Source organism: Nocardia sp. NPDC041819 (assembly GCF_055590505.1).
Map to the genome: position 1 here is coordinate 494,227 of NZ_JBVJAP010000001.1, position 26,166 is coordinate 520,392.

At 69.4% G+C, this 26,166-nt stretch carries 24 protein-coding genes and 1 pseudogene; 24 read left to right on the forward strand and 1 reads right to left on the reverse strand.

Annotation, left to right across the window (positions count from 1 at the left end):
- Window positions 1-47 precede the first annotated feature (47 nt).
- The 13 genes from ftsY to trmD all read left to right on the forward strand — a co-directional run bounded on the left by ftsY (window position 48) and on the right by trmD (window position 13,560).
- Complete coding sequence (ftsY, locus tag ACZ6DL_RS02265) at window positions 48-1,535, forward strand: signal recognition particle-docking protein FtsY (protein ID WP_466048487.1); 1,488 nt, start codon at window positions 48-50, stop codon at window positions 1,533-1,535.
- A gap of 327 nt (window positions 1,536-1,862) precedes the next feature.
- Entirely contained in the window at window positions 1,863-3,242 is a 1,380-nt protein-coding gene (locus ACZ6DL_RS02270) for an ammonium transporter (protein WP_357033770.1), read from the forward strand.
- Between the two features lie 4 nt (window positions 3,243-3,246).
- Entirely contained in the window at window positions 3,247-3,585 is a 339-nt protein-coding gene (locus tag ACZ6DL_RS02275; RefSeq protein ID WP_040868325.1) for a P-II family nitrogen regulator, read from the forward strand.
- An 83-nt stretch (window positions 3,586-3,668) separates the two neighbouring features.
- Window positions 3,669-6,140, forward strand: a complete 2,472-nt coding sequence (locus ACZ6DL_RS02280; protein WP_466048490.1) for a [protein-PII] uridylyltransferase — start codon at window positions 3,669-3,671, stop codon at window positions 6,138-6,140.
- 120 nt (window positions 6,141-6,260) lie between these two features.
- Window positions 6,261-6,575, forward strand: coding sequence for a hypothetical protein (locus ACZ6DL_RS02285; RefSeq protein WP_040868323.1), 315 nt, complete (start codon window positions 6,261-6,263; stop codon window positions 6,573-6,575).
- A 106-nt stretch (window positions 6,576-6,681) separates the two neighbouring features.
- On the forward strand, window positions 6,682-8,244 hold the full coding sequence (gene ffh, locus ACZ6DL_RS02290; protein WP_466048492.1) for a signal recognition particle protein: 1,563 nt from the start codon (window positions 6,682-6,684) through the stop codon (window positions 8,242-8,244).
- 130 nt (window positions 8,245-8,374) lie between these two features.
- Complete coding sequence (locus tag ACZ6DL_RS02295; RefSeq protein ID WP_466048494.1) at window positions 8,375-9,469, forward strand: amidohydrolase family protein; 1,095 nt, start codon at window positions 8,375-8,377, stop codon at window positions 9,467-9,469.
- Window positions 9,470-9,523: 54 nt separating this feature from the next.
- A complete protein-coding gene (locus ACZ6DL_RS02300; protein WP_040868319.1) occupies window positions 9,524-10,507 on the forward strand; it encodes an LLM class F420-dependent oxidoreductase in 984 nt (327 codons plus the stop codon).
- Between the two features lie 49 nt (window positions 10,508-10,556).
- The gene (locus ACZ6DL_RS02305) at window positions 10,557-11,294 is read left to right on the forward strand and encodes a class I SAM-dependent methyltransferase (protein ID WP_393228398.1); all 738 of its coding nucleotides are present in this window, start codon (window positions 10,557-10,559) and stop codon (window positions 11,292-11,294) included.
- Window positions 11,295-11,488: 194 nt separating this feature from the next.
- Entirely contained in the window at window positions 11,489-11,920 is a 432-nt protein-coding gene (gene rpsP, locus ACZ6DL_RS02310; protein WP_357116297.1) for a 30S ribosomal protein S16, read from the forward strand.
- Window positions 11,921-12,011: 91 nt separating this feature from the next.
- Window positions 12,012-12,254 (forward strand): RNA-binding protein, encoded by a 243-nt coding sequence (locus ACZ6DL_RS02315; RefSeq protein ID WP_011210690.1) that lies wholly within the window; start codon window positions 12,012-12,014, stop codon window positions 12,252-12,254.
- The gene (gene rimM, locus ACZ6DL_RS02320; RefSeq protein ID WP_466048496.1) at window positions 12,255-12,779 is read left to right on the forward strand and encodes a ribosome maturation factor RimM; all 525 of its coding nucleotides are present in this window, start codon (window positions 12,255-12,257) and stop codon (window positions 12,777-12,779) included. It abuts the gene before it with no gap.
- 73 nt (window positions 12,780-12,852) lie between these two features.
- On the forward strand, window positions 12,853-13,560 hold the full coding sequence (gene trmD, locus ACZ6DL_RS02325; RefSeq protein ID WP_466048497.1) for a tRNA (guanosine(37)-N1)-methyltransferase TrmD: 708 nt from the start codon (window positions 12,853-12,855) through the stop codon (window positions 13,558-13,560).
- 221 nt (window positions 13,561-13,781) lie between these two features.
- Here trmD and ACZ6DL_RS02330 read toward each other — a convergent pair whose 3' ends face one another.
- Window positions 13,782-14,633 carry a LuxR C-terminal-related transcriptional regulator gene (locus ACZ6DL_RS02330; protein ID WP_466048499.1) on the reverse strand — a complete coding sequence of 284 codons (852 nt, stop codon included), beginning with the start codon at window positions 14,631-14,633 and terminating at the stop codon, window positions 13,782-13,784.
- A 99-nt stretch (window positions 14,634-14,732) separates the two neighbouring features.
- Here ACZ6DL_RS02330 and ACZ6DL_RS02335 point away from each other — a divergent pair, with 99 nt between their 5' ends.
- The 11 genes and pseudogenes from ACZ6DL_RS02335 to ACZ6DL_RS02385 all read left to right on the forward strand — a co-directional run.
- A complete protein-coding gene (locus ACZ6DL_RS02335) occupies window positions 14,733-16,367 on the forward strand; it encodes an AMP-binding protein (protein WP_466048500.1) in 1,635 nt (544 codons plus the stop codon).
- Window positions 16,364-18,001, forward strand: coding sequence for an AMP-binding protein (locus ACZ6DL_RS02340; protein ID WP_466048502.1), 1,638 nt, complete (start codon window positions 16,364-16,366; stop codon window positions 17,999-18,001). The genes ACZ6DL_RS02335 and ACZ6DL_RS02340 overlap by 4 nt, the downstream gene beginning before the upstream one ends.
- Before the next feature lie 100 nt (window positions 18,002-18,101).
- A complete protein-coding gene (locus ACZ6DL_RS02345) occupies window positions 18,102-20,519 on the forward strand; it encodes a Tex family protein (RefSeq protein WP_466048503.1) in 2,418 nt (805 codons plus the stop codon).
- Window positions 20,520-20,546: 27 nt separating this feature from the next.
- A complete protein-coding gene (locus ACZ6DL_RS02350; RefSeq protein WP_466048505.1) occupies window positions 20,547-21,467 on the forward strand; it encodes a hypothetical protein in 921 nt (306 codons plus the stop codon).
- Window positions 21,468-21,617: 150 nt separating this feature from the next.
- On the forward strand, window positions 21,618-21,911 hold the full coding sequence (locus ACZ6DL_RS02355) for a hypothetical protein (protein ID WP_040868301.1): 294 nt from the start codon (window positions 21,618-21,620) through the stop codon (window positions 21,909-21,911).
- 268 nt (window positions 21,912-22,179) lie between these two features.
- On the forward strand, window positions 22,180-22,521 hold the full coding sequence (gene rplS / locus ACZ6DL_RS02360) for a 50S ribosomal protein L19 (RefSeq protein WP_040780792.1): 342 nt from the start codon (window positions 22,180-22,182) through the stop codon (window positions 22,519-22,521).
- Between the two features lie 77 nt (window positions 22,522-22,598).
- Window positions 22,599-23,381, forward strand: coding sequence for a signal peptidase I (gene lepB, locus ACZ6DL_RS02365; RefSeq protein ID WP_040868300.1), 783 nt, complete (start codon window positions 22,599-22,601; stop codon window positions 23,379-23,381).
- Window positions 23,382-23,428: 47 nt separating this feature from the next.
- A complete protein-coding gene (locus tag ACZ6DL_RS02370) occupies window positions 23,429-24,214 on the forward strand; it encodes a ribonuclease HII (RefSeq protein ID WP_466049523.1) in 786 nt (261 codons plus the stop codon).
- A gap of 46 nt (window positions 24,215-24,260) precedes the next feature.
- The gene (locus ACZ6DL_RS02375; protein WP_011210678.1) at window positions 24,261-24,566 is read left to right on the forward strand and encodes a DUF2469 domain-containing protein; all 306 of its coding nucleotides are present in this window, start codon (window positions 24,261-24,263) and stop codon (window positions 24,564-24,566) included.
- Window positions 24,567-24,667: 101 nt separating this feature from the next.
- On the forward strand, window positions 24,668-25,024 hold the full coding sequence (locus ACZ6DL_RS02380) for a YraN family protein (protein WP_466048506.1): 357 nt from the start codon (window positions 24,668-24,670) through the stop codon (window positions 25,022-25,024).
- Window positions 25,025-26,077: pseudogene (locus ACZ6DL_RS02385) on the forward strand (YifB family Mg chelatase-like AAA ATPase); the annotation flags it as partial.
- Window positions 26,078-26,166: the final 89 nt, after the last annotated feature.

The window sequence follows — 26,166 nt, forward strand, 5'->3', positions numbered from 1 at the left end:
CGGCGGGTGCGGCTCGGGGCCCGGCACGTGATGGTCGGTCTGCAAGGATGGTCCGCGTGAGTCCCGAAGTCTGGATCCTGATCGCCGCGGTCGCCGCACTGCTGCTCGTCGTGCTCGTCGCCGGTTTCGTCCGGTACCGGCGCGGCCGCGTGTCGCTGACACCGCCCACGCAGGACAAGGAGGTGACCGACCGGTCCGGTGGCTACACCGCGTCCGGCGGATTCACCTTCAGCAGGGGCGGCACGGCGACCGAGCCGCAACCGGTCGAGCGCACCGACACCGAAGGACAGCCGCACGTCGGCGACGACGCCGCGATCCCGCGTGACGCGCCCAAACGCGGCATCACCAATGTTCCGTTGCCGGAGGCGGACGTCGCCGAGGCCCCGCCCGCGGCCGGTGCCGCCGCTCCTGCCGAACCGGAGACGGCGGAGCCCGCCACCGGCGAGGCGGCAGCGCCGGAGCGCCCCGTGACCGGCACCGCGCCGGTCACGGCCGACGACACCGAGGTCGCGGACGCTACCGCCGACACCGCGGCCTCGGATGCCACCGCCACCGGAGTCGTCGCTCCCGACACGCCCGCCGGCGTCGAGGCGCCTGTCGCACTGGAGGAGATCGAGCCCACCGCCGGACGCCTGGTCCGGCTGCGCGGACGGCTGTCGCGCTCGCAGAACGCCGTCGGCAAGAGCCTGCTCGGCCTGCTCGGCGGCGGTGACCTGGACGACGACTCGTGGGAAGAGGTCGAGGACACCCTCGTGCTCGCCGACCTGGGCACCGCCAGCACCACGGCCGTCGTCTCCCGGCTGCGTGCGGAGATGGCGGCGCGCAGCGTGCGCACCACCGACGAGGCGCGTGCGGTGCTGCGCGACGTGCTCGTCGAGCAGTTGCGACCGGAACTGGACCGCGCGGTGCGCGCGCTGCCGCACCCGGACCATCCGTCGATTCTGCTCGTGGTCGGCGTGAACGGCACCGGTAAGACCACCACCACCGGCAAGCTCGCGCGTGTGCTCGTCGCCGACGGGCGCCGGGTGCTGCTCGGCGCGGCCGACACCTTCCGTGCCGCGGCCGCGGACCAGTTGCAGACCTGGGGTGAGCGGGTCGGCGCCGACACCGTCCGCGGCCGCGAGGGCGCCGATCCGGCCGCGGTCGCGTTCGACGCGGTGGCGGCGGGCGTCGAGCGCGGCGTCGATGTGGTGCTGATCGACACCGCGGGGCGGCTGCACACGAAGACGGGGCTGATGGACGAACTGGGCAAGGTCAAGCGGGTCGTGGAGAAGAAGGCCGCCGTGGACGAGGTCCTCCTCGTGCTGGACGCGACGGTCGGGCAGAACGGACTGACCCAGGCCCGGGTGTTCGCCGAAGTGGTGGATATCACCGGTGTCGTGCTGACCAAGCTGGACGGCACGGCCAAGGGTGGCATCGTCTTCCAGGTCCAGCACGAACTGGGCGTGCCGGTGAAGCTGGTCGGACTCGGCGAGGGCGCCGACGATCTGGCTCCGTTCGAGCCGGCCGCGTTCGTGGACGCGCTGCTGGGCTGATCCTTCCGCTTCGAAAGGGGCTGCGACTCGTGGCGTTCCGGTCGGCGGCGCGCCGCGAGACGCTCCCCGCCGGGATGCGAGGCCGATCACACCCCGGATGTTTGCCGAGTCCTCCTCCGCTGTAACGAATGTCCGATTCCCCGGCGCGGGCCTCACAACGCCGCGAAACGCCCGGTGTAGGTGACGAAACGTAGTGGCAACACGGCTGCGCCATCCGTTCACGTAGGTGAAACACATCAGCTCTACGGATGAAACACCGAGTAAGGACCCTTCTGTTCAGGTCCATTTGCCGGAATCGGCGGGGCCCGAGATGAGGAGGACATTAAGGTGGCTTTTCCACTTACCGGTGCACCGGATACCGGTGACACCGCCTGGATGCTGGCGAGCTCGGCGCTGGTGTTGCTGATGACGCCGGGCCTTGCTTTCTTCTACGGTGGCATGGTCCGGTCGAAGTACGTGCTCAACATGATCATGATGAGCATCAGCGCCATGGGCCTGGTCGGCGTGCTGTGGTCGCTGTACGGATACTCGACGGCTTTCGGCGACAACAAATTCGGCGTGATCGGTGACCCGACGCAGTTCTTCGGCCTGAAGGGCTTGATCGGGGGCAACTCGGTCGCCGAGGTCAAGGACGCGGCGGGCGCGGTCACCACCGAAGCGGTGAACATCCCGCTCGCGGGCACGATTCCGGCCACCGTCTTCGTCGCCTTCCAGTTGATGTTCGCCATCATCACGGTTGCCCTCATCTCGGGCGCGGTCGCCGACCGCTTGAAGTTCGGCGCGTGGCTGCTGTTCGCGGGCATCTGGTCCACGGTGGTCTACTTCCCGGTCGCGCACTGGGTGTTCGACTTCGACGTCAAGGACGCCGACGGCAACGTCGTGCACGAGGGCGGCTGGATCGCGAACAAACTGCTCGCGGTCGACTTCGCGGGTGGCACGGCGGTGCACATCAACGCCGGTGCCGCCGGTCTGGCCCTGGTGCTGGTGCTCGGCAAGCGCAAGGGCTGGCCGACGACCCCGTTCCGTCCGCACAACCTGCCGTTCGTCATGCTGGGCGCCGGTCTGCTGTGGTTCGGCTGGTTCGGCTTCAACGCCGGTTCCGCGGTGACCTCCGGCGGCCTCGCCGGTTCGACCTTCGTCACCACCACCGTCGCGACCTGCGCCGCCATGCTGGCCTGGCTGCTGGTGGAGAAGATCCGCGACGGCAAGCCCACCTCGCTCGGCGCGGCCTCGGGCATCGTGGCGGGCCTGGTCGCCATCACCCCGTCGTGTTCCTCGGTGAACGTGCTCGGCGCGCTGGCCATCGGCGCGGTCGCGGGCGCGTTGTGCGCCCTCGCGGTCGGCCTGAAGTTCAAGTTCGGTTTCGACGACTCGCTCGACGTGGTCGGCGTGCACCTGGTCGGCGGCATCGTCGGCACCCTGATGGTCGGTTTCGTCGCGGCGCCCGAGGCGGGCGCGGGCAAGACCGGTCTGCTCTACGGCGGTGGCGTCGATCAGTTGTGGCGGCAAGCGGTGGGCGCCGGTGTGGTACTTGCGTTCTCCTTCGTCGCGACGCTGATCATTGCCTATATCGTGAAGTTCACCATTGGGCTGCGCGTGAGCGAGGAAGCAGAGTCGGTGGGCTTGGACGAGTCCGAGCACGCGGAAACCGCCTACGACTTCGCCGCTCTGGGTAGCACGGCACGTTCGGCCGTCAAGGAGGCATGACGACATGAAACTGATCACCGCAATCGTCAAACCGTTCACGCTCGAGGACGTCAAGTCCGGGCTCGAGCAGGCGGGTGTGCTGGGCATGACCGTCAGCGAGGTCCAAGGGTACGGCCGGCAGAAGGGGCACACCGAGGTGTACCGCGGCGCGGAGTACTCCGTCGACTTCGTGCCGAAGGTCCGCGTGGAGGTCGTCGTGGACGACGCGTCCGTCGACAAGGTCGTGGAAGTGATCGTGGAGGCCTCCCGCACCGGCAAGATCGGCGACGGCAAGGTCTGGGTCACCCCGGTGGAGTCCATCATCCGGGTCCGGACCGGCGAACGCGGCACCGACGCGCTGTAGCGGGATATCGATCGAGCGGCGGCCCCGCTCCCGCCGGAGCTCCGGCCGGGGCGGGGCCGCGCGCATGAACTGGGCGGTGGGTTGTGGGTAGTCAGTACGAGCACGACGGTGAGCCGAAGGTCACCGGAGGCAGCGGCAAGGTGTCCAACGGGGCGGCCGACCTGGTCCGCGCGCGAACCCAACTGCTCGACGGCGGCCAGCCGCGCAATCCCCGGCTGGACGCCGAGTCGCTGCGCCATGCCTTGGTCGACCTCTACGAACTGTGGCTCACGAGCAAGGGCGCGGAACTGGGCATCGCCCCCGACAGCGGCTTGGCCGTGGTGGCGGTCGGCGGTCTGGGCCGCGGCGAGATGCTGCCGTACTCCGATCTGGATCTGGTGCTTCTGCACGACGACGTCGACCCGGCCCGGGTGGCCGAGGTCGCCGATCAGCTCTGGTATCCGCTGTGGGACGCGCACATCAAACTCGACCACAGTGTGCGGACCGTTCCGCAGGCGTTGCGGGTGGCCGCGGACGATCTCATCGCCGCGCTGGGCATGCTCGAGGCCAGGCACATCGTCGGCGACCAGGACTTGAGCAATCTGCTGATCGGCGGGGTGCGCCGGGAATGGCGCACCGGCATCCGCTCCCGCTTCGACGAGCTCATCGCCCAGGCGCACACCCGATGGGAGCGCAACGGCGAGATCGCCCACCGCGCCGAGCCCGATCTGAAGAACGGGCGCGGCGGCCTGCGCGACATCCAGCTGCTCGACGCGCTGGCCATCGCCCAGCTGACCGACGCCATGCCCGGCCTCGGTCCGGACGTGCCCGGCGGCGGATTGAAACAGGCGCATCGGCGCCTGCTCGACGTACGCACCGAGCTGCACCGGGTGGCGGGCCGGGCCCGCGACCAGCTGCGGGCGCAGGACGCCGACGAGATCGGCGCGGCCCTGCGCGTCGGCGATCGGTTCGATCTGGCTCGCACCCTGAGCGATTCGGCCCGGACGGTCAGTTACTCCGTGGACGTCGGGTTGCGCACCGCGGCCAACGCGCTGCCGCGCCGGGGCTTGGCGCGCCTGCGCCGGATGCCGGTGCGCAGGCCGCTGGACGAGGGAGTGGTCGAGCACGCGGGCGAGGTCGTGCTGGCCCGGGATGCCCGCCCGCAGCGCGATCCCGGCCTCATCCTGCGCGTGGCGGCGGCGTCCGCGCAGACCGGCCTGCCGATGTCGGCCACCACCCTCAACCGGCTCTCCGAGGACGCCCCCGAGCTACGCGAGCCGTGGCCCAAGGACGCCCTCAACGACCTGCTGGTCCTGTTGGGCGCGGGCCGCGGCACCATCGACGCGGTCGAGGCGCTCGACCGGACCGGACTGTGGGGCAGGCTGCTGCCGGAATGGGGCGCCGTGCGCGACCTGCCGCCGCGCGATGTCCAGCACATCTGGACCGTCGACCGCCACCTCATGGAGACGGTCGCCTACGCGGGCGGCCTGAGCACCCGGGTGGCCCGCCCGGACCTGCTCGCCCTCGGCGCGCTGCTGCACGACATCGGCAAGGGGCGCGCGGGCGATCACAGCCTCGTCGGCGCGGAACTCGCCACGCACATCGGCCGCCGCCTCGGTTTGTGGCCCTCGGACGTGCGGACGCTCAGCGCGATCGTCCGCCACCACCTGCTGCTGCCGGAAACCGCCACCCGGCGCGACCTGTCCGATCCGGAGACGGTGCGCTCCGTCGTCGACACCCTCGACGGCGATCCGCAGCTGCTGGAACTGCTGCACACCCTGGCCGAGGCGGACTCGCTGGCCACCGGTCCCGGCGTATGGGGCGACTGGAAGGCCTCGTTGATCGGTGAGCTGGTCCGCCGCTGCCGAATGGTCATGGCCGGCGACCAGCTGCCGACGCCGGAGCCGATCGCACCGGAGCTGATCGAGAAGGCCCGAGCGGGCGGGGTGCACGTGGATCTGAAGCCGGGTGAGAGTAAACACACCTACACGGTGACCGTCATCGCGCCGGACAGCCCAGGGCTGCTCTCCGACGCCGCCGGCGTCCTCGCGCTGCACTCGCTGCGGGTGCTGTCGGCCGCGCTGGGGGTCGAAGGCGCGTCCGCGGTGGACACTTTCGTCGTCGCTCCCACATTCGGCGATCCGCCGGACCCGGGCCTGCTGCGCCAGGAACTGATCCGCGCCACGGCCGGCGATCTGGATGTGCCCGGGGCGCTGGCCAAACGCGAGCGGGAGGCGAGCACCATCGGCCGGAGCAGGTACGCGCAGGCTCGGCCCCGAGTGATCTGGTCGGACACCTCCGCACCCGGCCAGGTGATCCTGGAGTTGCGCGCCGAGGACCGGGTCGGCCTGCTCAGCCGCCTGGCCGCCGAACTGGCCGCCTGCGGAGCCGACGTCCGCTGGGCCAAGGTCGTCACGATGGGGTCGGCGGTGGTCGACAGCTTCTGTCTGGATCTGGGATCCGAGGACGGCCCCGCCCGCCGGGAAGCGATCGAGAAAGCGCTCCTCGCGGTGGTTCCCAAAACTGCGCCCAAACCGCCAGAAGCGACTGCTTCCGATCCGGAAAGTAGCCGCTAGCTGCGAGTAATCCGGTGATCAATCTGTTGCAGGATATTTGCTGCATCCGAACTCCCGCTCGGCGGCCGGACCATACGATCTAGGGCGTCCGGCTATCGCGAGCACGAGGGGAGCAGGTCGATGGCAATCGAAGTCGTTTCGGCGTCCACGATGACGAGTGACGAGACCACGCACATGGCCCGCTGCGTCGGCGGCGACCGCTGGGTGGTCTCCTGGCTTCCGGGTCGCACGTTGACCGGGCGACAGGCGGTGACCGCGATGACGATCGCGTCCAGGGTCGCGACCTCGCCCATCCCGAGCACGGCGGAGTGGGCGGTGCTCGACGACCTGGCCCTGGAACTGGGCCTGACCGCCAACGAGGCGGTCTTCATGGTCGCCGAGGAGAACCACGACTACCGCAAAACCGCCAAGCCGCGCCGCCGCGTGCTCGACTAGCAGGCCCGCGCTCGGCCCGGAAGGACGCACCGCCTGCGCGAACACGCGGGTGATCCCATTACCCTGGGAGAGAATGTGACGTCCCCCGAGATCAGGAGCGCGATCGGTGTTCGAATCCCTGTCCGACCGGCTTACCGGTGCCCTCAAGGATCTGCGCGGTAAGGGGCGTCTGTCACCGGCCGACATCGACGCCACCTGCCGCGAGATCCGCCTCGCGCTGCTGGAGGCCGACGTCGCGCTGCCCGTCGTCCGCGGCTTCATCGGACGGATCAAGGAGCGCGCCAAGGGCGCGGAGGTCAGCGCGGCGCTGAACCCGGCCCAGCAGGTCGTGAAGATCGTCAACGAGGAACTCGTCGGCATCCTCGGCGGCGAGACCAGGCGGCTGAACCTGGCCAAGAACCCGCCGACGGTGGTCATGCTGGCCGGTCTGCAGGGTTCCGGTAAGACCACGCTCGCGGGCAAGCTGGCGAAATTGCTGAAGGGGCAGGGGCATCAGCCACTGCTGGTGGCGTGCGACCTGCAGCGTCCCGGCGCCGTCACCCAGCTGCAAGTGGTCGGCGAGCGCGCGGGCGTGCCCGTCTACGCGCCGCACCCCGGCACGTCCGTCGGCGGCGGGGAGAACCCGCTGGGCATCTCGGCCGCCGATCCGGTGAACGTGGCGCGCGGCGGTGTCGAGGAGGCGCGCCAGAAGCAGTACGACGTCGTCATCGTCGACACCGCGGGCCGCCTCGGCATCGACGAGGAACTCATGCGCCAAGCGGCGGGCATCCGCGACGCCGTGCAACCGGACGAGACCCTGTTCGTGCTCGACGCGATGATCGGCCAGGACGCGGTCAACACCGCCGAGGCGTTCCGCGACGGCGTCGGCTTCACCGGTGTGGTGCTCACCAAGCTCGACGGCGACGCCCGCGGTGGCGCGGCGCTGAGCGTCCGCGAGGTCACCGGTGTGCCGATCCTGTACGCCTCGACCGGTGAGAAGCTCGAGGACTTCGACGTCTTCCACCCGGACCGTATGGCCAGCCGCATCCTCGGCATGGGTGACGTGCTCACCCTGATCGAGCAGGCCGAGCAGGTCTACGACGCCAAGCAGGCCGAGGAGGCCGCGCGCAAGATCGGCAGCGGCGAGCTCACCCTCGAGGACTTCCTCGACCAGATGCTGGCCATCCGCAAGATGGGCCCGATCGGCAACCTGCTCGGCATGCTGCCGGGCGCGGGCCAGATGAAGGACATGCTCGCGCAGGTCGACGACAAGCAGCTCGATCGCGTGCAGGCGATCATCCGCGGCATGACCCCGGCCGAACGGGCGAATCCGAAGATCATCAACGCCTCCCGCCGCCTGCGCATCGCCAACGGTTCCGGCGTTCAGGTCTCCGACGTCAATCAGCTCGTCGACCGCTTCTTCGAGGCCAAGAAGATGATGGCGATGATGGGCCGCCAGATGGGGCTGCCCGGCAGCCGCCGCGGCAACGCGAAGAAGGGCAAGAAGGGTAAGAAGGGTGGCCGCGGCCCCACGCCGCCGAAGGTGCGCGGCGGCTTCCCGGGCATGCCTGGAATGCCCGGCATGCCCGCAGGTATGCCCGACCTGTCGAACATGCCCGCCGGTTTGGACGAGTTGCCGCCCGGGTTGGAGGGGTTCGACCTCAGCAAGCTGAAGTTCCCGAAGAAGTAGGGCACTTCGCCGCGGCAGGACCCTTCGGTCGGATGGGCGTCGCCGTCCCGCGGTCACTCGGTGCGTGGATGACTGTCGCGGGAATCGCCCAGTAGGTTGGAGGCGGCCGGTGACATCCAGGAGGTTGTTCGTGCATCTGCGAGGTGTGGTTCTCCCCGAAGACGAGGTGCGCGATCTCTGGGTGCGGGACGGCCTGGTGTCCTTCGAACCCGTACCGGGCGCCGAAACGCTGTGCGACGCGGGATGGATCGTGCCGGGGCTGGTCGACGCGCACTGCCACGTCGGGATCCGGTACGGCGGCGGCCACGAGGACCGCGCGGGCGCCGTCGCGCAAGCCGAGACCGAGCGTGACGCCGGGGCGCTGCTGCTGCGCGACGCGGGCTCGCCGATCGACACCCGTTTCATCGACGACCACGAGGACCTGCCGCGGATCATCCGCGCGGGCCGCCACATCGCCCGCCCGAAGCGCTACATCCGCGAACTGGGCATCGAACTCGACGACGAACGCGATCTGCCGGAGATCGTCGCCGAGCAGGCCCGCCTCGGCGACGGCTGGGTCAAGATCGTCGGCGACTGGATCGACCGCTCCATGGGCGACCTGCGTCCACTGTGGAGCGACGCGATCCTCAAGGAGGCCATCGACGCGGCGCACGCCAACGGCGCCCGGGTCACCGCGCACGTCTTCGGCGAGGACGCGCTACCCGGCTTGATCAACGCCGGTATCGACTGCCTGGAGCACGGCACCGGCCTCACCGACGAAACCATCGAGATGATGGTCGAGCACCGCACCGCTCTGGTCCCCACCCTGGTCAATATCGACACCTTCCCCGACATCGCCGACAGCGCGGGCAAATTCCCCGTATACGCCTCGCACATGCGCGATCTGCACCGTCGGGTGCGCGGCACGGTCGCCGCCGCGCACGAGGCGGGCGTGCCGATCTTCGCGGGCACCGACGCGGGCGGCTCCATTCGCCACGGGCGCATCGCCGACGAGATCGCCGCGCTCGGCGCCGCGGGCCTGTCCCCGCACGACGCGCTCGGCGCGGCTTCCTGGAATGCCCGCGACTGGCTCGGGCGGCCCGGCATCGAAGACGGTGCGCCCGCGGATTTCGTCGTCTATCAAGCGGATCCGCGCACCCATCCGGAAACGCTCGGCACGCCGTACGCCGTCGTCCTGCGCGGGCGCGTGTACGGCGCGCACGGCCCGGTCACCGGCCATCGATAACTCGTCATCGCGGCTCACCCGCGCGTTCGCCGACGCGGCGTAAGGTCGGATTCCGTGACGATTCGCCTCGGTTATCAGATGCCCAACTTCAGCTACGGCAAGTCGGTGCGCGAACTCTTCCCCACGGTTGTCGCGCAGGCCCGAGAGGCCGAAGCCGCCGGTTTCGACACGGCCTTCGTAATGGACCACTTCTATCAGCTGCCCGGCATCGGCACGCCCGACGAGCCGATGCTCGAGGCGTACACCGCGCTCGGCGGTCTGGCCACGGCGACGGAGCGAATCCAGTTGTCGGCGTTGGTCACCGGCAACACCTACCGCAACCCGGCCATGCTCGCCAAGACCGTCACGACGCTGGACGTGGTCAGCGGTGGCCGCGCGGTGCTCGGCATCGGCGCGGGCTGGTTCGAACTCGAGCACCGCTCCTTCGGCTACGAATTCGGAACGTTCACCGACCGCTTCGAGCGGCTGGAGGAGGCCCTGCGGATCATCCAGCCGATGCTGCGCGGGGAACGCCCCACGTTCCAGGGCAAGTGGTATCAGGTCGAGCAGGCCATGAACGAGCCGCGCGTCCGCGACGATCTGCCGATCCTGCTCGGCGGCAGCGGCGAGAAGAAGACCTTCGGCCTGGCCGCCCGCTTCGCCGACCACCTCAACATCATCTGCAACGCCTCCGAACTGCCGCGCAAGATCGAGGCGCTGCGGGCACGCTGTGCCGAAGCCGGCCGGGACCCGCAGACCCTGGAGACCAGCTACCTGTGCTTCGTGATGATGGACGAGGACGGCGATCTGGTACGCAAGCAGCAGCGGGATTACCTGAGCCGCATGGGTATCGACCTGTCGGCGATGTCGGACTCCGAGCGCGCGCAGAGTCCGGCCGACCGTCAGTTCGTCGGCACACCAGACGATGTTGCCGAACAGCTGCGGACCCGCGTGCTGGACCAGGGCGTCGACGGACTGATCATCAACATGGTGTTCAACGGGCACGAGGCGGGCGCGGTCGAGCTCGCCGGACGCACTTTTGCTCCGCTGGTGCGCTGACGAGCGAGAACCGGGTCCGAATGCCGTTGGCGCTGGATACAATCGGCCGATGATAGCCCCTCCGTGGCGCGCCTCGTACGGTATCGACGCGCCGTCGGTGCTGCTGTTGCTGGGAGTTCTCGCGGTCGGGTATCTCGCCGCCGCCCTGGTGGTGGCGCTGTTCGGGCAGCTGCGCCCGAGCCTGCTGCTCCTGCTCATCGGCGTCGTGCTGGCGGCGCAGTTCGGGCTGTTCCTGCACGCGACCCGCCGGGGCAAGTTCCGGGTCTGGGCGGGTCTGCTCGACGACCTCGACCTGCGCGGCGACGAACGACTACTGGACATGGGATGCGGCCGCGGGGCGGTGCTGCTCGCCGCCGCGCGGCGCCTGCCCGCCGGGCGCGCGGTGGGCCTGGACCTGTGGTGCTCGGCCGACCACTGCGGGAACATCCCGGCCACCGCCGAGCAGAACGCGCTCGCCGAGAACGTCGCCGACCGGATCGAGTTGCGCACCGGCGACATGACCCGCATGCCCTTTCCGGACGGCGCGTTCGACGTCGTCGTCTCCAGCTTGGCGATTCACACCATCAAGACCGCCGAGGGCCGCGCGAGCGCGGTCCGGGAGGCGTGCCGCGTCCTGCGTCCCGGCGGCAAGCTGGTCATCGTGGATATCGGCAAGACCCGCGATTACCGCGCTGTCGTGGCAGCGCACGGCGCGACAGCCCTCACCCTGCGCCCCGTGGGATGGCAGATGTGGTGGGGCGGTCCCTGGGTGCCCACCCGCGCGCTCACCGCCACCGCTCCGGCCTAGCCGCACCGAGGACGCGATTTCCGGCGTGATCATGCGGTCTGGCACAATGGACCACCGTCCTTCCGGACAAGTGGCAGCCCGTCTCCGGTTCCGTACCGCGCGGCGGTCACACACTCGAAAGCGCAAAACCGGGCTCGCAGACCATGCGGGTCGCCGAATTGCGTCGTGACCAACCAACGAAAGGCAGATCAGCAGTGGCTGTTCGCATCAAGCTCACCCGCCTGGGCAAGATCCGCAACCCGCAGTACCGCGTCGTCGTCGCCGACGCCCGCACCCGCCGCGACGGCCGGGCCATCGAGTCCATCGGCAAGTACCACCCGAAGGAAGAGCCCTCGCTGATCGAGATCAACTCCGAGCGCGTGCAGTACTGGCTGGGCGTCGGCGCGCAGCCGACCGAGCCGGTCCTCCAGCTGCTGAAGATCACCGGCGACTGGCAGAAGTTCAAGGGCATCGAGGGCGCCGAGGGCACCCTGAAGTCCAAGCCGGCCAAGCCCTCCAAGCTGGACCTGTTCAACGCCGCGCTGGCCGCAGCCGACAACGAGCCGGTCGCCGAGGCGGTCACCCCCAAGAAGAAGGGCAAGAAGGACGCCGAAGAGGGCGCCGAGTCCGCCGAGGCCGCCGAGTAATGAGCCGGCCTCACCCGTCCACCCGATACCCGTCCCGAGCCGTGCACAGATCGGCCCCGACGGGTGAGTTGCGTCTCGAGGTGATGGAACAGTGAGCGCCGTCGTCGCCGATGCCGTCGAGCACTTGGTGCGCGGCATCGTCGCCAACCCCGACGACGTCCGCGTCGAGCTGATCACCGGCCGCCGCGGGCGCACCGTCGAGGTGCACGTCCATCCCGATGACCTGGGTAAGGTGATCGGCCGCGGCGGACGTACCGCGACCGCGCTGCGCACCCTCGTGGCCGGTATCGGCGGCCGGGGCATCCGGGTCGACGTGGTCGACACCGACCAGTAGATGGAACTCGTCGTCGGACGGGTCGCCAAGTCGCACGGCGTGCGCGGCGAACTCGTCGTCGAGGTACGCACCGACGAGCCCGAAGCGCGTTTCGCGCCGGGCACGACATTGCGCGGCCGGCTGCCCCGGGCGGCGGAGATCCGCGAGTTCACCGTGGAGTCGGCCCGGGAGCACTCGGGCCGGCTTCTGGTGTGCCTGGACGGCGTGACCGACCGCACCGGGTCCGACGCGCTGCGCGGCATGCTGTTCGTGGTCGACAGCGCCGAACTCCCGCCTTCCGAGGATCCGGACGAGTTCTACGACCACGAGCTGGAGGGGCTGGAGGTCCGGCTCCTCGACGGCACCGTGGTCGGCTCCGTGCGTGAAGTGCTGCACTCCGCCGCCGGGGAACTACTCGACGTGCGCGCCGCCGAGGACGGACGGGAGATCTTGATCCCGTTCGTCACCGCCATCGTGCCCACGGTGTCTCTCGCCGACGGTGTGATCGTGATCGATCCGCCCGAGGGTCTGCTCGACCCCGAATGATGCGGCGCGAGCCCGGATCGCGCGTCGCTCACCCGGCCGGTGCGAGGCGGCCCGGCGGCGAGAGGAGACAGGGATGAGAATCGACGTCGTCACGATCTTCCCGGAGTACCTGGAGCCGCTGCGCACGGCACTGCTCGGTAAGGCGATCGACAAGGGCCTGATCTCCCTCGCGGTGCACGACCTGCGCCGCTGGACCCACGACGTGCACAAGTCGGTCGACGACGCTCCCTACGGGGGCGGGCCCGGCATGGTGATGAAGCCGACCGTGTGGGGTGACGCGCTCGACGAGGTCTGTCCCGATGACGCGCTGCTCGTGGTCCCCACTCCGGCGGGCGTGCCGTTCACGCAGGCGACCGCGCACCGCTGGGCCGCAGAGCGCCATCTCGTGTTCGCCTGCGGCCGCTACGAGGGCATCGACCAGCGCGTTTTCGACGACGCCGCGCGCCGTGTGCGGGTGGAGGAGGTCAGCGTCGGCGACTACGTGCTGATCGGCGGCGAGGCGGCTGTGCTGGTGATGACCGAAGCCGTGGTCCGGCTGCTGCCCGGCGTGCTCGGCAATCAGCAGTCCCATCAAGAGGATTCGTTCTCCGACGGCTTGCTCGAAGGCCCCAGTTACACCCGCCCGGTCACCTGGCGCGGCCTCGACGTCCCGCCGATCCTGCTGTCCGGCGACCACGCGAAAGTGGCCGCCTGGCGGCGCGAACAAGCTCTCGCCAGGACCCGCGAACGCCGCCCGGATCTGCTTCCGGACCAGGACACGGTGCGCGAACCCGGACGATAGCCCGGAACCGCCCGCTCGGCGGATCAGCGCCACAGGTCGAACACGGCTTCCGTGGCGCGGAGCTGCGTAGTCCGAACGGACGCGCGTCGCGTTCCGTGATTCCCGGTCGCCGGTTCGATCAGCGGCTCAGTGGGTCGGGACGGCTGCGGGGTGGGCCTGCTGTCTCGTTCACCAAAGCTCGATATCGGTCACCGTCGAGGCATATCGCGGGCGCGGGTCGCTCACGGCAGTAAGCCGTGGCGGCGGGCCGCCGCCACCGCCTCGTGCCGGGAGTGGGCGTCGAGTTTGACCATCGCGTTGCGCAGATAGCTCTTCACGGTTTCCGGACCGAGCGAAAGACGTTGCGCCGTCTCCTGATTGGTGCAACCCAAGGCGATCTGGGAGAGCACGTCGAGTTCGCGGCGGGACAGTTTCGGGCTGTCGGGGTGCGGCTCGCCGGTCAGGACCCGGGTGAGTCGTTCGCACACCGCGTGCAGGCGTCCGCGCAACCGGTCGTCCTCGGTGGAGCGCGCCATACCGCGCAGTTCGGCGTGGATGTCGCGCAGTTCCTCGGTGATGGCCGGTGCCGTCGCGGCCGACGGCGCGGCCACCTCCAGCATGCGCAGCCGACGGTCGACCTCGTCGCGCACCGCGATCTCGGTGGCCAGGCGGCGACCGGCCTGGACGACGAGATCAGCGGTGCGGTCGCCCAGCGGGCTCACGCCACGGGTCGCGGCATAGAGCACCGCGCGGGGGCATCGGTCCACCACCACGGGCACGGCGAGCACGGAGCGGATGCCCTCGCCGGAAACCGGCCCGTCGTAGTCGTGGGTGATCGAGGACGCGCGGCGATAGTCGGTGACCGCGGCGGGCCGTCCGGAATCCATTACCCGGCCGCCCAGCCCCGAGGTCCGGACGACGGCCAGGCCGCGCAGGCCGTTGGTCAGCGTGCCCACGAATTCCGACAGCAGCAGCGCGTCTCCGTGCACTTCGCCGCCGAACGCGACCGGCACGCCCGCAGCGCTCGCCACCCAGCGGATCTCGGCACGCAGCGCGTCGCGGTCGCGCGGCCGCAGCAGAGCGGTGTGGGTCACGAGACTCACCCCTTTTCGGGGGTAGTGGGCAGCGGGATGTGACCCACATCCTATTGCACACCCGGGTTGCGCCGGATCACAGAACGAGGAGAACCGAAGATGGGCACCGACCTGAATCAGCGGGTGCGCGAACTGCTGGACTGCTACGACCGCGCCGACGCGTCGGCGGCGGACCTGCTGTGCGATCGGCATCCGGCCGACCGGGTCGCCTTCACGATCGTCGAAGCCGACTTGTCCTCGATCGATCTCACCTACGGCGAACTGCGCGAACGTTCCGCCCGCTTCGCCGCCGCCCTGGCCGAACTGGGTGTCGAACCCGGCCACCGCGTGGCCACGCTGATGGCGAAGTCGGCGGACCTGGTGGTCGCACTGCTCGGCATCTGGCGCCGCGGCGCGGTGCACGTTCCGCTGTTCACCGCCTTCGCGCCGCCCGCCATCGCCCTGCGGTTGAACGCCGCCCGTGCCACGGTCGTCATCGCCGATGCCGACCAGGCGCCGAAACTGGCGGCCGGGCCGGATCTGCCCGCGGACCCGCCCTGGCGACTCGTCGTCGCCGGAGGGGAGGTTCCCGAGGGAGCCCTGCGGATGGACGAACTGCTCGAGACTCGTTCGGCGACCCACCCGAGCGCCCATACCGTCGCGGTGGGCGGGGACGGCCTGCTGGTCCAGCTGTTCACCAGCGGCACAACGGGCACGCCCAAAGGCGTCCCGATCCCGCTGCGCGCGCTCGCCTCCTTCCACGCGTACCAGGAATTCGCGCTGGACGTCCGGCCCGACGACGTCTTCTGGAACGCCGCCGATCCGGGCTGGGCCTACGGCCTCTACTACGCCATCCTCGGCCCGCTGGCCACCGGCGTCCGCAGCATCCTGCTGCACGCGGGTTTCTCCGCCCCGCTCACCTGGCAGGTGCTGGAAACCTTCGGCGTCACCAACTTCGCGGCCGCCCCGACCGTGTATCGCGCGCTGCGCGCCGACAGCGCCACGCCTCCGGTGCACTCCAGGCTGCGCCGCGCGTCGTCGGCGGGGGAGCCGCTCACACCCGAGGTCGTCGCCTGGTCCGTGGAGCATCTGGGTGTCGCGGTGCGCGATCACTACGGCCAGACCGAGCACGGGATGGTCATCTGCAACGCCTGGCACGAGGACCTCGACACCGAGACTCCCGCGGGATCGATGGGCCGCTCATTGCCCGGATGGACCTGCGCCGTGCTCGCCGACGACGCCGACACCCTCGCGCCCGCAGGTGAACTGGGCCGCGTCGCGATCGACACCGAACACAGCCCGCTGCTGTGGTTCCTCGGCTACCTCGACGCCCCGGAACGCACCGCCCAGCGCTACACCGCCGACGGCCGCTGGTATCTGACCGGCGACGCGGGCTCGCAGGACGCCGACGGCTTCTTCCGTTTCTCGGCGCGCGACGACGACGTGATCATCATGGCGGGCTACCGCATCGGCCCGTTCGAGGTGGAGAGCGTGCTGGTGCTGCACGAGCAGGTCGCGGAAGCGGCCGTGGTGGGCATGCCGGACGAACTGCGCGGCGAAGTGCTCGAGGCGTTCGTCGTGCTGCGCGAGGGCGCCGCGGGCGGCCCGGAGTTGGAAGCCGAATTGCAGAGCCTGGTGAAGAAGAAGTTCGCCGCGCACGCCTATCCGCGCAGGGTCCACTTCGTGCCGAGCCTGCCGAAGACGCCCAGTGGCAAGGTGCAGCGCTTCGTGCTGCGGCAGGGGGGTGCCCGATGACGCAGGCGCCCCTGCCCAGTTACGCCTCCGGGGTCTCGGACGTCCCGCTGCTCGGTGACACCATCGGCGGCAATCTCGATCGCACGGTGGCGGCGTTCCCGGACCGGGAAGCGCTGGTGGACCGGCCGACCGGGCGGCGCTGGACCTACCGTGCGCTCGGCGCCGCGGTCGACGCCCTCGCGTGCGGTCTGGCGGGCCGCGGCATCGGCAAGGGCGACCGGGTCGGCATCTGGGCGCCGAACTGCGCGGAATGGTTCATCGCGCAGTACGCCACGGCGAAGATCGGCGCGATCCTGGTCAACATCAATCCGGCGTATCGCACCAGCGAACTGGAGTACGTGCTGCGCCAGGCCGGCGTCCGGATGCTCCTCGCGGCCGAGCGGTTCAAGTCCTCGGATTACGTCGCGATGATCGAGCAGGTCCGGCCGAACTGCCCGGAGCTGGCGCAGGTGCTCGTCCTCGGCACACCCGAGTGGGACACGCTGGCCCGCACCGAGGTCGACGCCGATCGGCTCGCCACGCTCGGCGCGCTGCTGTCGGCCGACGACCCGATCAACATCCAGTACACCTCGGGCACCACAGGTTTCCCGAAGGGCGCCACGCTCAGCCACCACAACATCCTGAACAACGGGTATTTCGTCGGTGAGCTGTGCGGATACACCGAACACGACCGCATCTGCGTCCCGACTCCCTTCTACCACTGTTTCGGGATGGTCATGGGCAATCTCGCGAGCACGAGCCACGGTGCGGCGGTTGTGATCCCGGCGCCGTCGTTCGATCCGAAGGCGACGCTGGCCGCGGTCGAGGCCGAGCGCTGCACCTCGCTCTACGGCGTGCCGACGATGTTCATCGACATGCTCGCCGAACTGGATTCGGCCACCGTGGAGCTGTCCACGCTGCGCACCGGGATCATGGCGGGCTCACCGTGCCCGGTCGAGGTGATGAAGCGAGTGATCGAACGAATGGGCATGCGCGAGGTGTGCATCTGCTACGGCATGACGGAAACATCCCCGGTCTCCACCCAGACCCGGCGCGACGACGGCATCGACCGGCGCACCGCCACGGTCGGCCGGGTCGGGCCGCATCTGGAGGTCAAGATCGTCGATCCCGCAACGGGTCTCACGGTGCCGCGCGGCGAACCCGGTGAACTGTGCACCCGCGGCTACTCGGTGATGCTCGGGTACTGGAACGATCCGGACAAGACCGCCGAGGCCATCGATGCCGCCCGGTGGATGCACACCGGCGATATCGGCGTGATGGACGACGAGGGCTATCTGGCCGTCACCGGCCGGATCAAGGACATGGTCATCCGAGGCGGCGAGAACGTCTATCCGCGTGAGATCGAGGAATTCCTCTACACCCATCCCGACATCCTGGACGCGCAGGTGATCGGCGTGCCGGATCCGAAGTACGGCGAGGAGCTGATGGCCTGGGTCCGGATGCGCGCGGGCGCACCGCCGTTGGACGCCGCGGCCGTGCGCGAGTTCGCCACCGGCAAGCTGGCGCACTTCAAGATTCCCCGCTACGTGCACGTGGTCGAGGAATTCCCGATGACGGTCACCGGCAAGGTCCGCAAGGCCGAAATGCGGGAAATAGCCCGGGCGATCCTCGCGTCGTCGAAGGAGACCCCGTAGAAATCGGCCCGGCGCGCTACCGCCGGCGCGCAGCGGAACGGCCGGGTACCCGCGACCGGCAGAAGACGCGGAGAGGCGGGGGAGCGGTAGTGTCTCCGACGTGACGACAGCGCCCGAGACTGCCAGTGCAGAGTCCACACCCGCCGTGCCACGCTCCGACACCGCGGGCCCAGCCAGCGTGAACCGTCGCATCGCCGAGGAACTCGCGGTGCGCGAGACCCAGGTGCGCGCCGCCGTCGAGTTGCTCGACGCGGGCTCGACGGTGCCGTTCATCGCCCGGTACCGCAAGGAGGTCACCGGCGGGTTGGACGACGCGCAGCTGCGCATGCTCGACGAACGTCTGCATTACCTGCGCGAACTCGACGAGCGCCGGGCCGCGATCCTCGAATCGATCCGCGGCCAGGGCAAACTCGACGACGCCCTGCACCGGCAGATCCTGCTCGCCGAGACCAAGGCGCGGCTCGAGGACATCTACCTGCCGTACAAGCCGAAGCGGCGCACCAAGGCGCAGATCGCGCGCGAGGCCGGGCACGAACCGGTGGCCGACGCCCTGATCGAGGATCCCGACACCGATCCGGCGCAGTACACCGCCGAGCAGCTCGACGGCGCGCGCGCCATCCTGGTGGAACGCTTCGCCGAGGACGCCGACCTGGTCGGCGAGCTGCGCGAACTGATGTGGAACCGTGGGCAGGTCACCTCGACGGTGCGCGCGGGAAAGGAGGAGGCGGGCGCGAAGTTCGCCGACTACTTCGAGTTCAGCGAGCCGTTCGACAAGCTGCCCTCCCACCGCATCCTCGCGCTGCTGCGCGGGGAGAAGGAGGAGGTGCTCACACTGCACCTCGAGCCCGACACCGAGGAGCCGCAGCCGGGCGAGCGCACCATCTACGAGGGTCGCATCGCCGCCCGCTTCGGCATCGCCGACCGCGGCCGCCGCGCCGACTCCTGGCTGCTGGACACCGTGCGCTGGGCGTGGCGCACCAAGTTGCAGGTCAGCCTGGGTATCGACACCAGGATGCGGCTACGGCAGGCGGCGGAGAAGGACGCGGTCGACGTGTTCGCCGCGAATCTGCGCGATCTGCTGCTCGCCGCCCCCGCGGGCACCCGCACGACCATGGGGCTGGATCCCGGCTACCGCACCGGGGTGAAGGTCGCGGTGGTCGACGCCACCGGCAAGGTGGTCGCCACCGAGGTGATCTACCCGCACAAACCGCAGGGCCAGACCGAGAAGTCGCTGGCGGTGCTCGGCGCGCTGGTCGCCCGCTTCGGCGTGGAGCTCATCGCCATCGGCAACGGCACCGCCTCGCGCGAGACCGACGCCCTCGCCGCCGAGCTGATCTCGCGCATCCCGGAGAACAAGCCCACCAAGATCGTGGTCTCCGAGGCGGGCGCCTCGGTGTACTCCGCTTCCGCCTACGCCTCGCAGGAACTTCCCGACCTGGACGTCTCGCTGCGCGGCGCGGTGTCGATCGCGCGGCGTTTGCAGGACCCGCTGGCCGAGCTGGTGAAGATCGATCCGAAGTCCATCGGCGTCGGTCAGTACCAGCACGACGTGTCCGAATCGCTGTTGGCCCGCTCGCTGGGCGCGGTGGTCGAGGACGCGGTGAACGCGGTCGGCGTCGACGTGAACACGGCCTCGGTGCCGCTGCTGTCGCGGGTATCCGGCATCGCCGGTTCGGTGGCGGAAAGCATTGTGGCGCATCGGGACCAGAACGGCCCGTTCCGCAGCAGGACCGCGCTGCTCGACGTCCCGCGCCTGGGGCCGAAGGCGTTCGAACAGTGTGCGGGCTTCCTGCGCATCCGCGGCGGCGACGATCCGCTGGACACCTCCGCGGTGCACCCCGAGGCGTATCCGGTGGTGCGGCGCATCCTGGCATCGACCGGTCGCCCCATCGCGGAGGTCATCGGCAACACCACGGTGCTGCGTTCGCTGCGCGCCGGTGAGTTCACCGACGAGCGCTTCGGCGTCCCCACGGTCACCGACATCATCGCCGAGCTGGAGAAGCCGGGCCGCGACCCGCGTCCGGAATTCAAGACCGCCGAGTTCGCCGCGGGCGTGGAGAAGGTCGCCGACCTGAAACCGGGCATGGTGCTCGAGGGCGTGGTGACGAATGTGGCCGCGTTCGGCGCGTTCGTCGACGTGGGGGTGCACCAGGACGGCCTGGTGCACGTTTCGGCGATGTCGCACAACTTCGTCAAGGACCCGCGCGAAGTGGTCAAGTCCGGCGACGTGGTCAAGGTGAAGGTGCTCGAGGTGGACGTGGCGCGTCAGCGCATCGGGCTGTCCCTGCGCCTGGACGACGAGCCCGGCACACCCGCCAAAGGCGGCGACAACCGGCAGCGCGGCCAGGGCGGCCGACCCGCGGGCGGGGAGCAGCGGCAGCGGCAGAATGGCCAGAACAAGCAGCAGGGCCAGAACCGCAATCAAGGACAGGGGCGCGGAGGCAATCAGCGCCGCAACGCCCCCGCTCCGAGCGGCTCGATGGCGGACGCGCTGCGCAGGGCGGGTTTCGGCCAGTAGTCCGACGCGCGGGAGGAAGTAGCGGCCATGCGACGGTGGCTCCACGAGGACGTGATCGCCCAAGGGCGGCTGCCGTTGCTGTGCTTCCTGCTCGGATTCATCGTCGGATTCCTGGTCATCCGCGTCAGTGTCCGGCTGATCCGCGCGCGGGTGCGCTGGTGGCCGGGCAATCTGCGGGCCGGTGACACGCATATCCACCACATGGTGTTCGGTGTGATCCTGGTGCTGTCCTCCGGGGTCGGCATGGTCGCCCAGTACCAGAGCGCCGGCATGGCCACCGCGGGCATCCTCGCCGCGCTCTTCGGTGTGGGCGCCGCGCTGGTTCTCGACGAATTCGCGCTGATCTTCTATCTGCGCGACGTGTACTGGGAGAAACAGGGACGCACGTCGGTGGACGCGGTGTTCGTCGCGCTCGCCGTGACCGGTTTGCTGCTGCTGGGCTTCCACCCGCTGTGGATGCTGGACATCAACGACTTCCGGCGCGACCCGAGCGTGGAGGTCCGCGCTTTCGTCGTCGTGTTCGCGGTGGTCAACCTTGCCCTCGCCGCGATCGTGATCGCCAAAGGGAAGATTTGGACCGGCCTGTTCGGCATGTTCTTCCTGCCGCTGCTGTTCGTCGGTGCGCTGCGCCTGAGCCGCCCCGGCGCGCCCTGGGCGCGCTGGCGTTACGCCGACCGCAGACGCATGATGTACCGGGCCATCGTCCGGGAACGGCGCTATCGCCGACCGGTCATCCGCGCCAAGATCTTCGTGCAGGATCTGGTCGCGGGGAAACCGGACGTCGAGCATGTCCGCACAGCGGCGGAAGCGGAACTCACTCGGACGGTCGTGCCCGCTCCGCCCGCCCCGCACCGGCACCATTCGCTGTGGCATTCCGACCATGGTTCGCTGCATACGCCCAGCTCGCCGTCCGCCCAGGACGCGATCTCCGGCGAACAGAACCACTGAGCGGAGCACGGCCGAGACGACCTGCCGCGTCGCGTCGGTGCACGAGGGTCTGCGATCTCCTCGGTTTCCCGCCGTCGCCCGGGAGGCGGGCGGGTTTCGGATGCCGCCATTCGTGGGATCCGAGGCTATGCGTATACGTATACTGTGACCGTGTTGGATCCCTTCAGTCTCGCGGTCGGTGCCGGTTTGGTCGGTGTCGGCTGGGCATGTGGCAGATTCGGGCATCGGCGGCGAGCCCGGCCGGGAGGCAGCCTTCCCGCGCGCTGCGGTTGCGGTCACGACCTGGCGCTGCACGACCGCGCCACCGGCACTTGTCACGCCGAGATCTCCCGTAAGGGCACGCACGGCCTGCGGGAATGGGTCGGTTGCCAGTGCCGCCGCTACACCGGCCCCACCCCGCTGGAGGAAGTCTTCGCGTCACCGATCCTCCCGCCCGAGTCCTGAACGGGCAGGAGACGACGCATCGGCCGCTCGCCGCGCTGAGTTCACCACCGCCGCGCTGTCTCGCACCCCGCGCGGGCCGTAGCGTGAGAGGGCGCCGCCGCGCCCGTCGCCCAGGCCGATTTCTTCCGTGGCGCGCCGATCTGGCACAATGCTCAGGTTGCCCTGGGTGGTTGTCGACCCGGCGCACCCCCTAATTCGGAGCATGAACCGGCCGAGCACTTCGAGTGCCGCCAGGGTCCTCTGTTCGCGCGAAACCATAAGGATGGAAATGAACACCCTTGACTTCGTCGACGAAAAGTCGCTGCGTAGCGACGTCCCCGAGTTCCGCCCGGGCGACACGCTGAACGTGCACGTGAAGGTCATCGAAGGCTCGAAGGAGCGCATCCAGGTCTTCAAGGGCGTCGTGATCCGCCGCCAGGGTGGTGGCATCCGCGAGACCTTCACGGTGCGCAAGGTGTCGTTCGGTGTCGGCGTGGAGCGCACCTTCCCGGTGCACAGCCCGAACATCGACCACATCGATGTCGTGACCCGCGGTGATGTTCGCCGCGCCAAGCTGTACTACCTGCGCGAGCTGCGCGGCAAGGCCGCCAAGATCAAGGAAAAGCGCTGAGCTAGCTTCTCGGCACAGCAGATCTTCCTCAGCCCGGCATCGGACTTCGGTTTCGCTGCCGGGCTAATCTGTTCGGCGTGGCAGACGAAAGTGGGTCGGTGTCGGTGTCCGAGTCGGGCGACGAGAATTCGCGGGTAGGTCGCGCCAAGCGGCGACCGAAGAAGAAGCAGCGGCCGTTCTGGCAGGAATTGCCGATCCTCATCGTGATCGCCGCGGTGATCGCCGCGTTGATGGTCACGTTCGTCGGTCGGCCGTACGTGATTCCGTCGGAGTCGATGGAAACCACGTTGCACGGCTGCGCCGGTTGCACCGGTGACCGCATCTATGTGCAGAAGCTGAGTTACTACTGGGGTGATCCGCAGCCGGGGGACGTGGTCGTGTTCGTCGGCCCGCCCTCGTGGAACACCACCTACAAGTCGATCCGCTCGGACAACGCCGCCGTGCGTGGCGTGCAGAACTTCTTCTCGTTCTTCGGCCTGGTGCCGCCGGACGAGAACGATCTGGTGAAGCGCGTGATCGCGGTCGGCGGCCAGACCGTGCAGTGCTGTGACGCGCAGGGCCGGGTCATCGTGGACGGCAAGCCCCTGGACGAGCCGTATGCCCGCTACCTCGCCCCGTACGTGCCGGGCCAGCCCTACGGCCCGGGGGGAGGGCGCGAATTCAAGCCCGTGAAAGTGCCCGAGGGACATCTGTGGGTGATGGGCGACAACCGCAATCAGAGCGCCGATTCCCGCGCCCATATCACCGACGAACTGCAGGGCACCATCCCCGTGGAGAACGTGCGCGGCAAGGCGGTGTTCAAGATCTGGCCGCCCGGCCGGATCGGACCGGTGCGTGCGGAGAATCCGCAGGAGAACTGACCGCTCGGACGCAGGATAATTGGATGGTGGGGCAAGGTCGAGTGCCGGTGGGTAACGGTTGGCCGCCGCGTGTGGTGATGCGCAGGGCCGGAGGTTTGCGCACGCTCGAGGCGGCTTTGATCCGCAGTGGCCTCGGCCCTGTCGCCGGCGTCGACGAAGCGGGGCGCGGTCCGTGCGCGGGACCGCTGGTGGTGGCGGCATGCCTGCTCGCTCCGAAGGCATATGACAAGCTGGCCGGCCTCGACGATTCCAAGAAGCTCACCGAGGCCACCCGGGAAGAGCTGTACCCGGTGATCGTCCGGCTGGCGCTGGCCTACCGGGTGGTCGTCATCCCGGCCTGGGAGATCGACTCGATCGGCATCCACGTCGCCAATATCGAGGGCATGCGCCGCGCCGTGGCCGGGCTCGGGCGCACGCCTGGCTACGTGCTCACCGATGGATTCCGGGTACCCGGCATCCCTGTGCCCTCGCTGCCGGTGATCGGGGGCGACGGTGCGGCGGCCTGCATCGCGGCGGCCAGCATTCTGGCCAAGGTCACCAGGGACCGCCTCATGGTCGAGCTGGACCAGCGATTCCCCGGCTACGGCTTCGCAGCCCACAAGGGCTACAACACGCCCGAGCACACCGCCGCATTGCACCGCCTCGGACCCAGCAGCGAGCACCGCCGCTCCTGGCGCAATGTGCGCGAAGCCGCCGGGCTGCGGCCGGTCGCGACGGCGGCCGACGTCGCGGACGCCGTACTGGCCGAAGGACTGGACGAAGCCCTGTCAGAGCAGTTTCCGAACGAGCGTACGGCTGGCCGAGTGGCTACCGACGCAGCGCATGCGCGATGATGTGACCATACGACGCGATGCGGCGAGAAGGAGGACGTCCCACCCGATGAGTGCCGAGGACCTCGAGAAGTACGAAACCGAGATGGAGCTCTCGCTGTATCGCGAGTACAAGGACATCGTCGGTCAGTTTTCGTACGTGGTGGAGACCGAGCGCCGCTTCTACCTCGCCAACTCCGTGGAGCTGCGGCCGCAGAACGCGGATGGCGAGGTGTACTTCGAGGTGCGGATGAGCGACGCGTGGGTGTGGGACATGTACCGCCCGGCCCGCTTCGTCAAGCACGTCCGGGTCATCACCTTCAAGGACGTCAACATCGAGGAGTTGGAGAAGCCGGACCTGCGGCTGCCCGAGTGAGCAGGCCGGCAGTTCTGCACAGCGACTCGGTTATCAACAGGTTTTCCGATTCCCCAGGTCGGCGGCGCTGAGCTGATTCGGTCCCCGCGCACGCTGGCCGGGTGACGGAAAATCAGGCGCTCGGCGCGCACGGGGAGGAACTGGCGGCAGCGTTTCTGCGCGCCGCGGGGATGGAGATCATCGCCAGGAACTGGCGTTGCCGATACGGCGAACTCGATCTCATCGCCAAAGACGGGGATGTGACCGCGTTCATCGAGGTCAAAACGCGTTCGGGTCTGGGTTTCGGCACTCCTGCGGAGTCGGTCACCTTCGCCAAGCGGCAACGGATCCGACGGCTGGCCCTGCTGTGGCTGGCCGAGCAGGACGGACCGTGGCGGCGCATACGGTTCGACGTGGTGTCGGTGCTGGCGCAGCGTGGCCGGACACCGGTCATCGATCATCTCGAGGCGGTGTTCTGAATGGCCCTCGGCCGGGCGCATTCGGTCGCGGTCACCGGCGTGGACGGCCTGCTCATCGAAATCGAAGCCGATATCGGCCAGGGCCTTCCCTCGGTCCATCTGGTCGGGCTCCCCGACACCGCGTTGCAGGAATCGCGCGACCGGGTCCGCTCCGCGGTGGCGAACTCCGGCGAGAAGTGGCCCGACGGCCGGGTGGTGCTCGCGTTGTCGCCCGCGACTTTGCCGAAGCTGGGCAGCGTCTACGACCTGGCACTCGCGGTCGCCGTGCTGGACGCGTCCGGTTCGGTCCCCTCCGAACGGCTCGCGAAGACGGTGCTGCTCGGCGAGCTCGCGCTGGACGGGCGGGTGCGGCGAGTGCGCGGCATCCTGCCCGCCGTGCTCGCGGCGCGCAAGGCAGGCTGGTCGACCGTCGTGGTGCCCGCGGTGACCATGGCCGAGGCCGGACTGGTCGAGGGCATCGAGGTCCTCGGAGCGCGCAGTCTGCGCGGCGTGGTGGCGTGGCTGCGCGAGGAAGGCGCGCTCGACGAGCCGGATGGTGACCTGCCGGATACGGTGCGGCAGGGCGGCGATCTCAGCGAGGTGGTTGGTCAGGACGAAGCCCGCTGGGCCTTGGAGTTCGCCGCGGCGGGCGGGCACCACTTGCTGCTCACCGGACCACCGGGTATCGGCAAAACCATGCTGGCGCAACGTCTTCCGAGCCTGCTGCCGCCACTCACGGAGACCGAGGCGCTGGAGGTCACCGCGATCCACTCCATGGCGGGCACGCTCGCCGGTGATCACCCGTTGATCACCGCGCCACCGTTCGTCGCCCCGCACCATTCGACCTCGGTGACCGCGATGATCGGCGGTGGTTCGGGGACCGCCCGCCCCGGCGCGGTCAGCCGGGCCCACCGCGGCGTGCTGTTCCTCGACGAATGCGCCGAACTCGGCACGAAGGTGCTGGAGGCGATGCGGACGCCACTGGAGGAAGGGGAAGTCCGCATCGCCCGGCGCGACGGTGTGGCCCGCTACCCGGCCCGCTTCCAGCTCGTGCTGGCGCCGATTCACTGCCCAACACATCTGTCGGTGATCTGGAGACGAATGATGTTCCGATCAGCGACAGGAAGGACGTGGGGTGCGCGAGGCTGAGAGGTGGGCTCCAG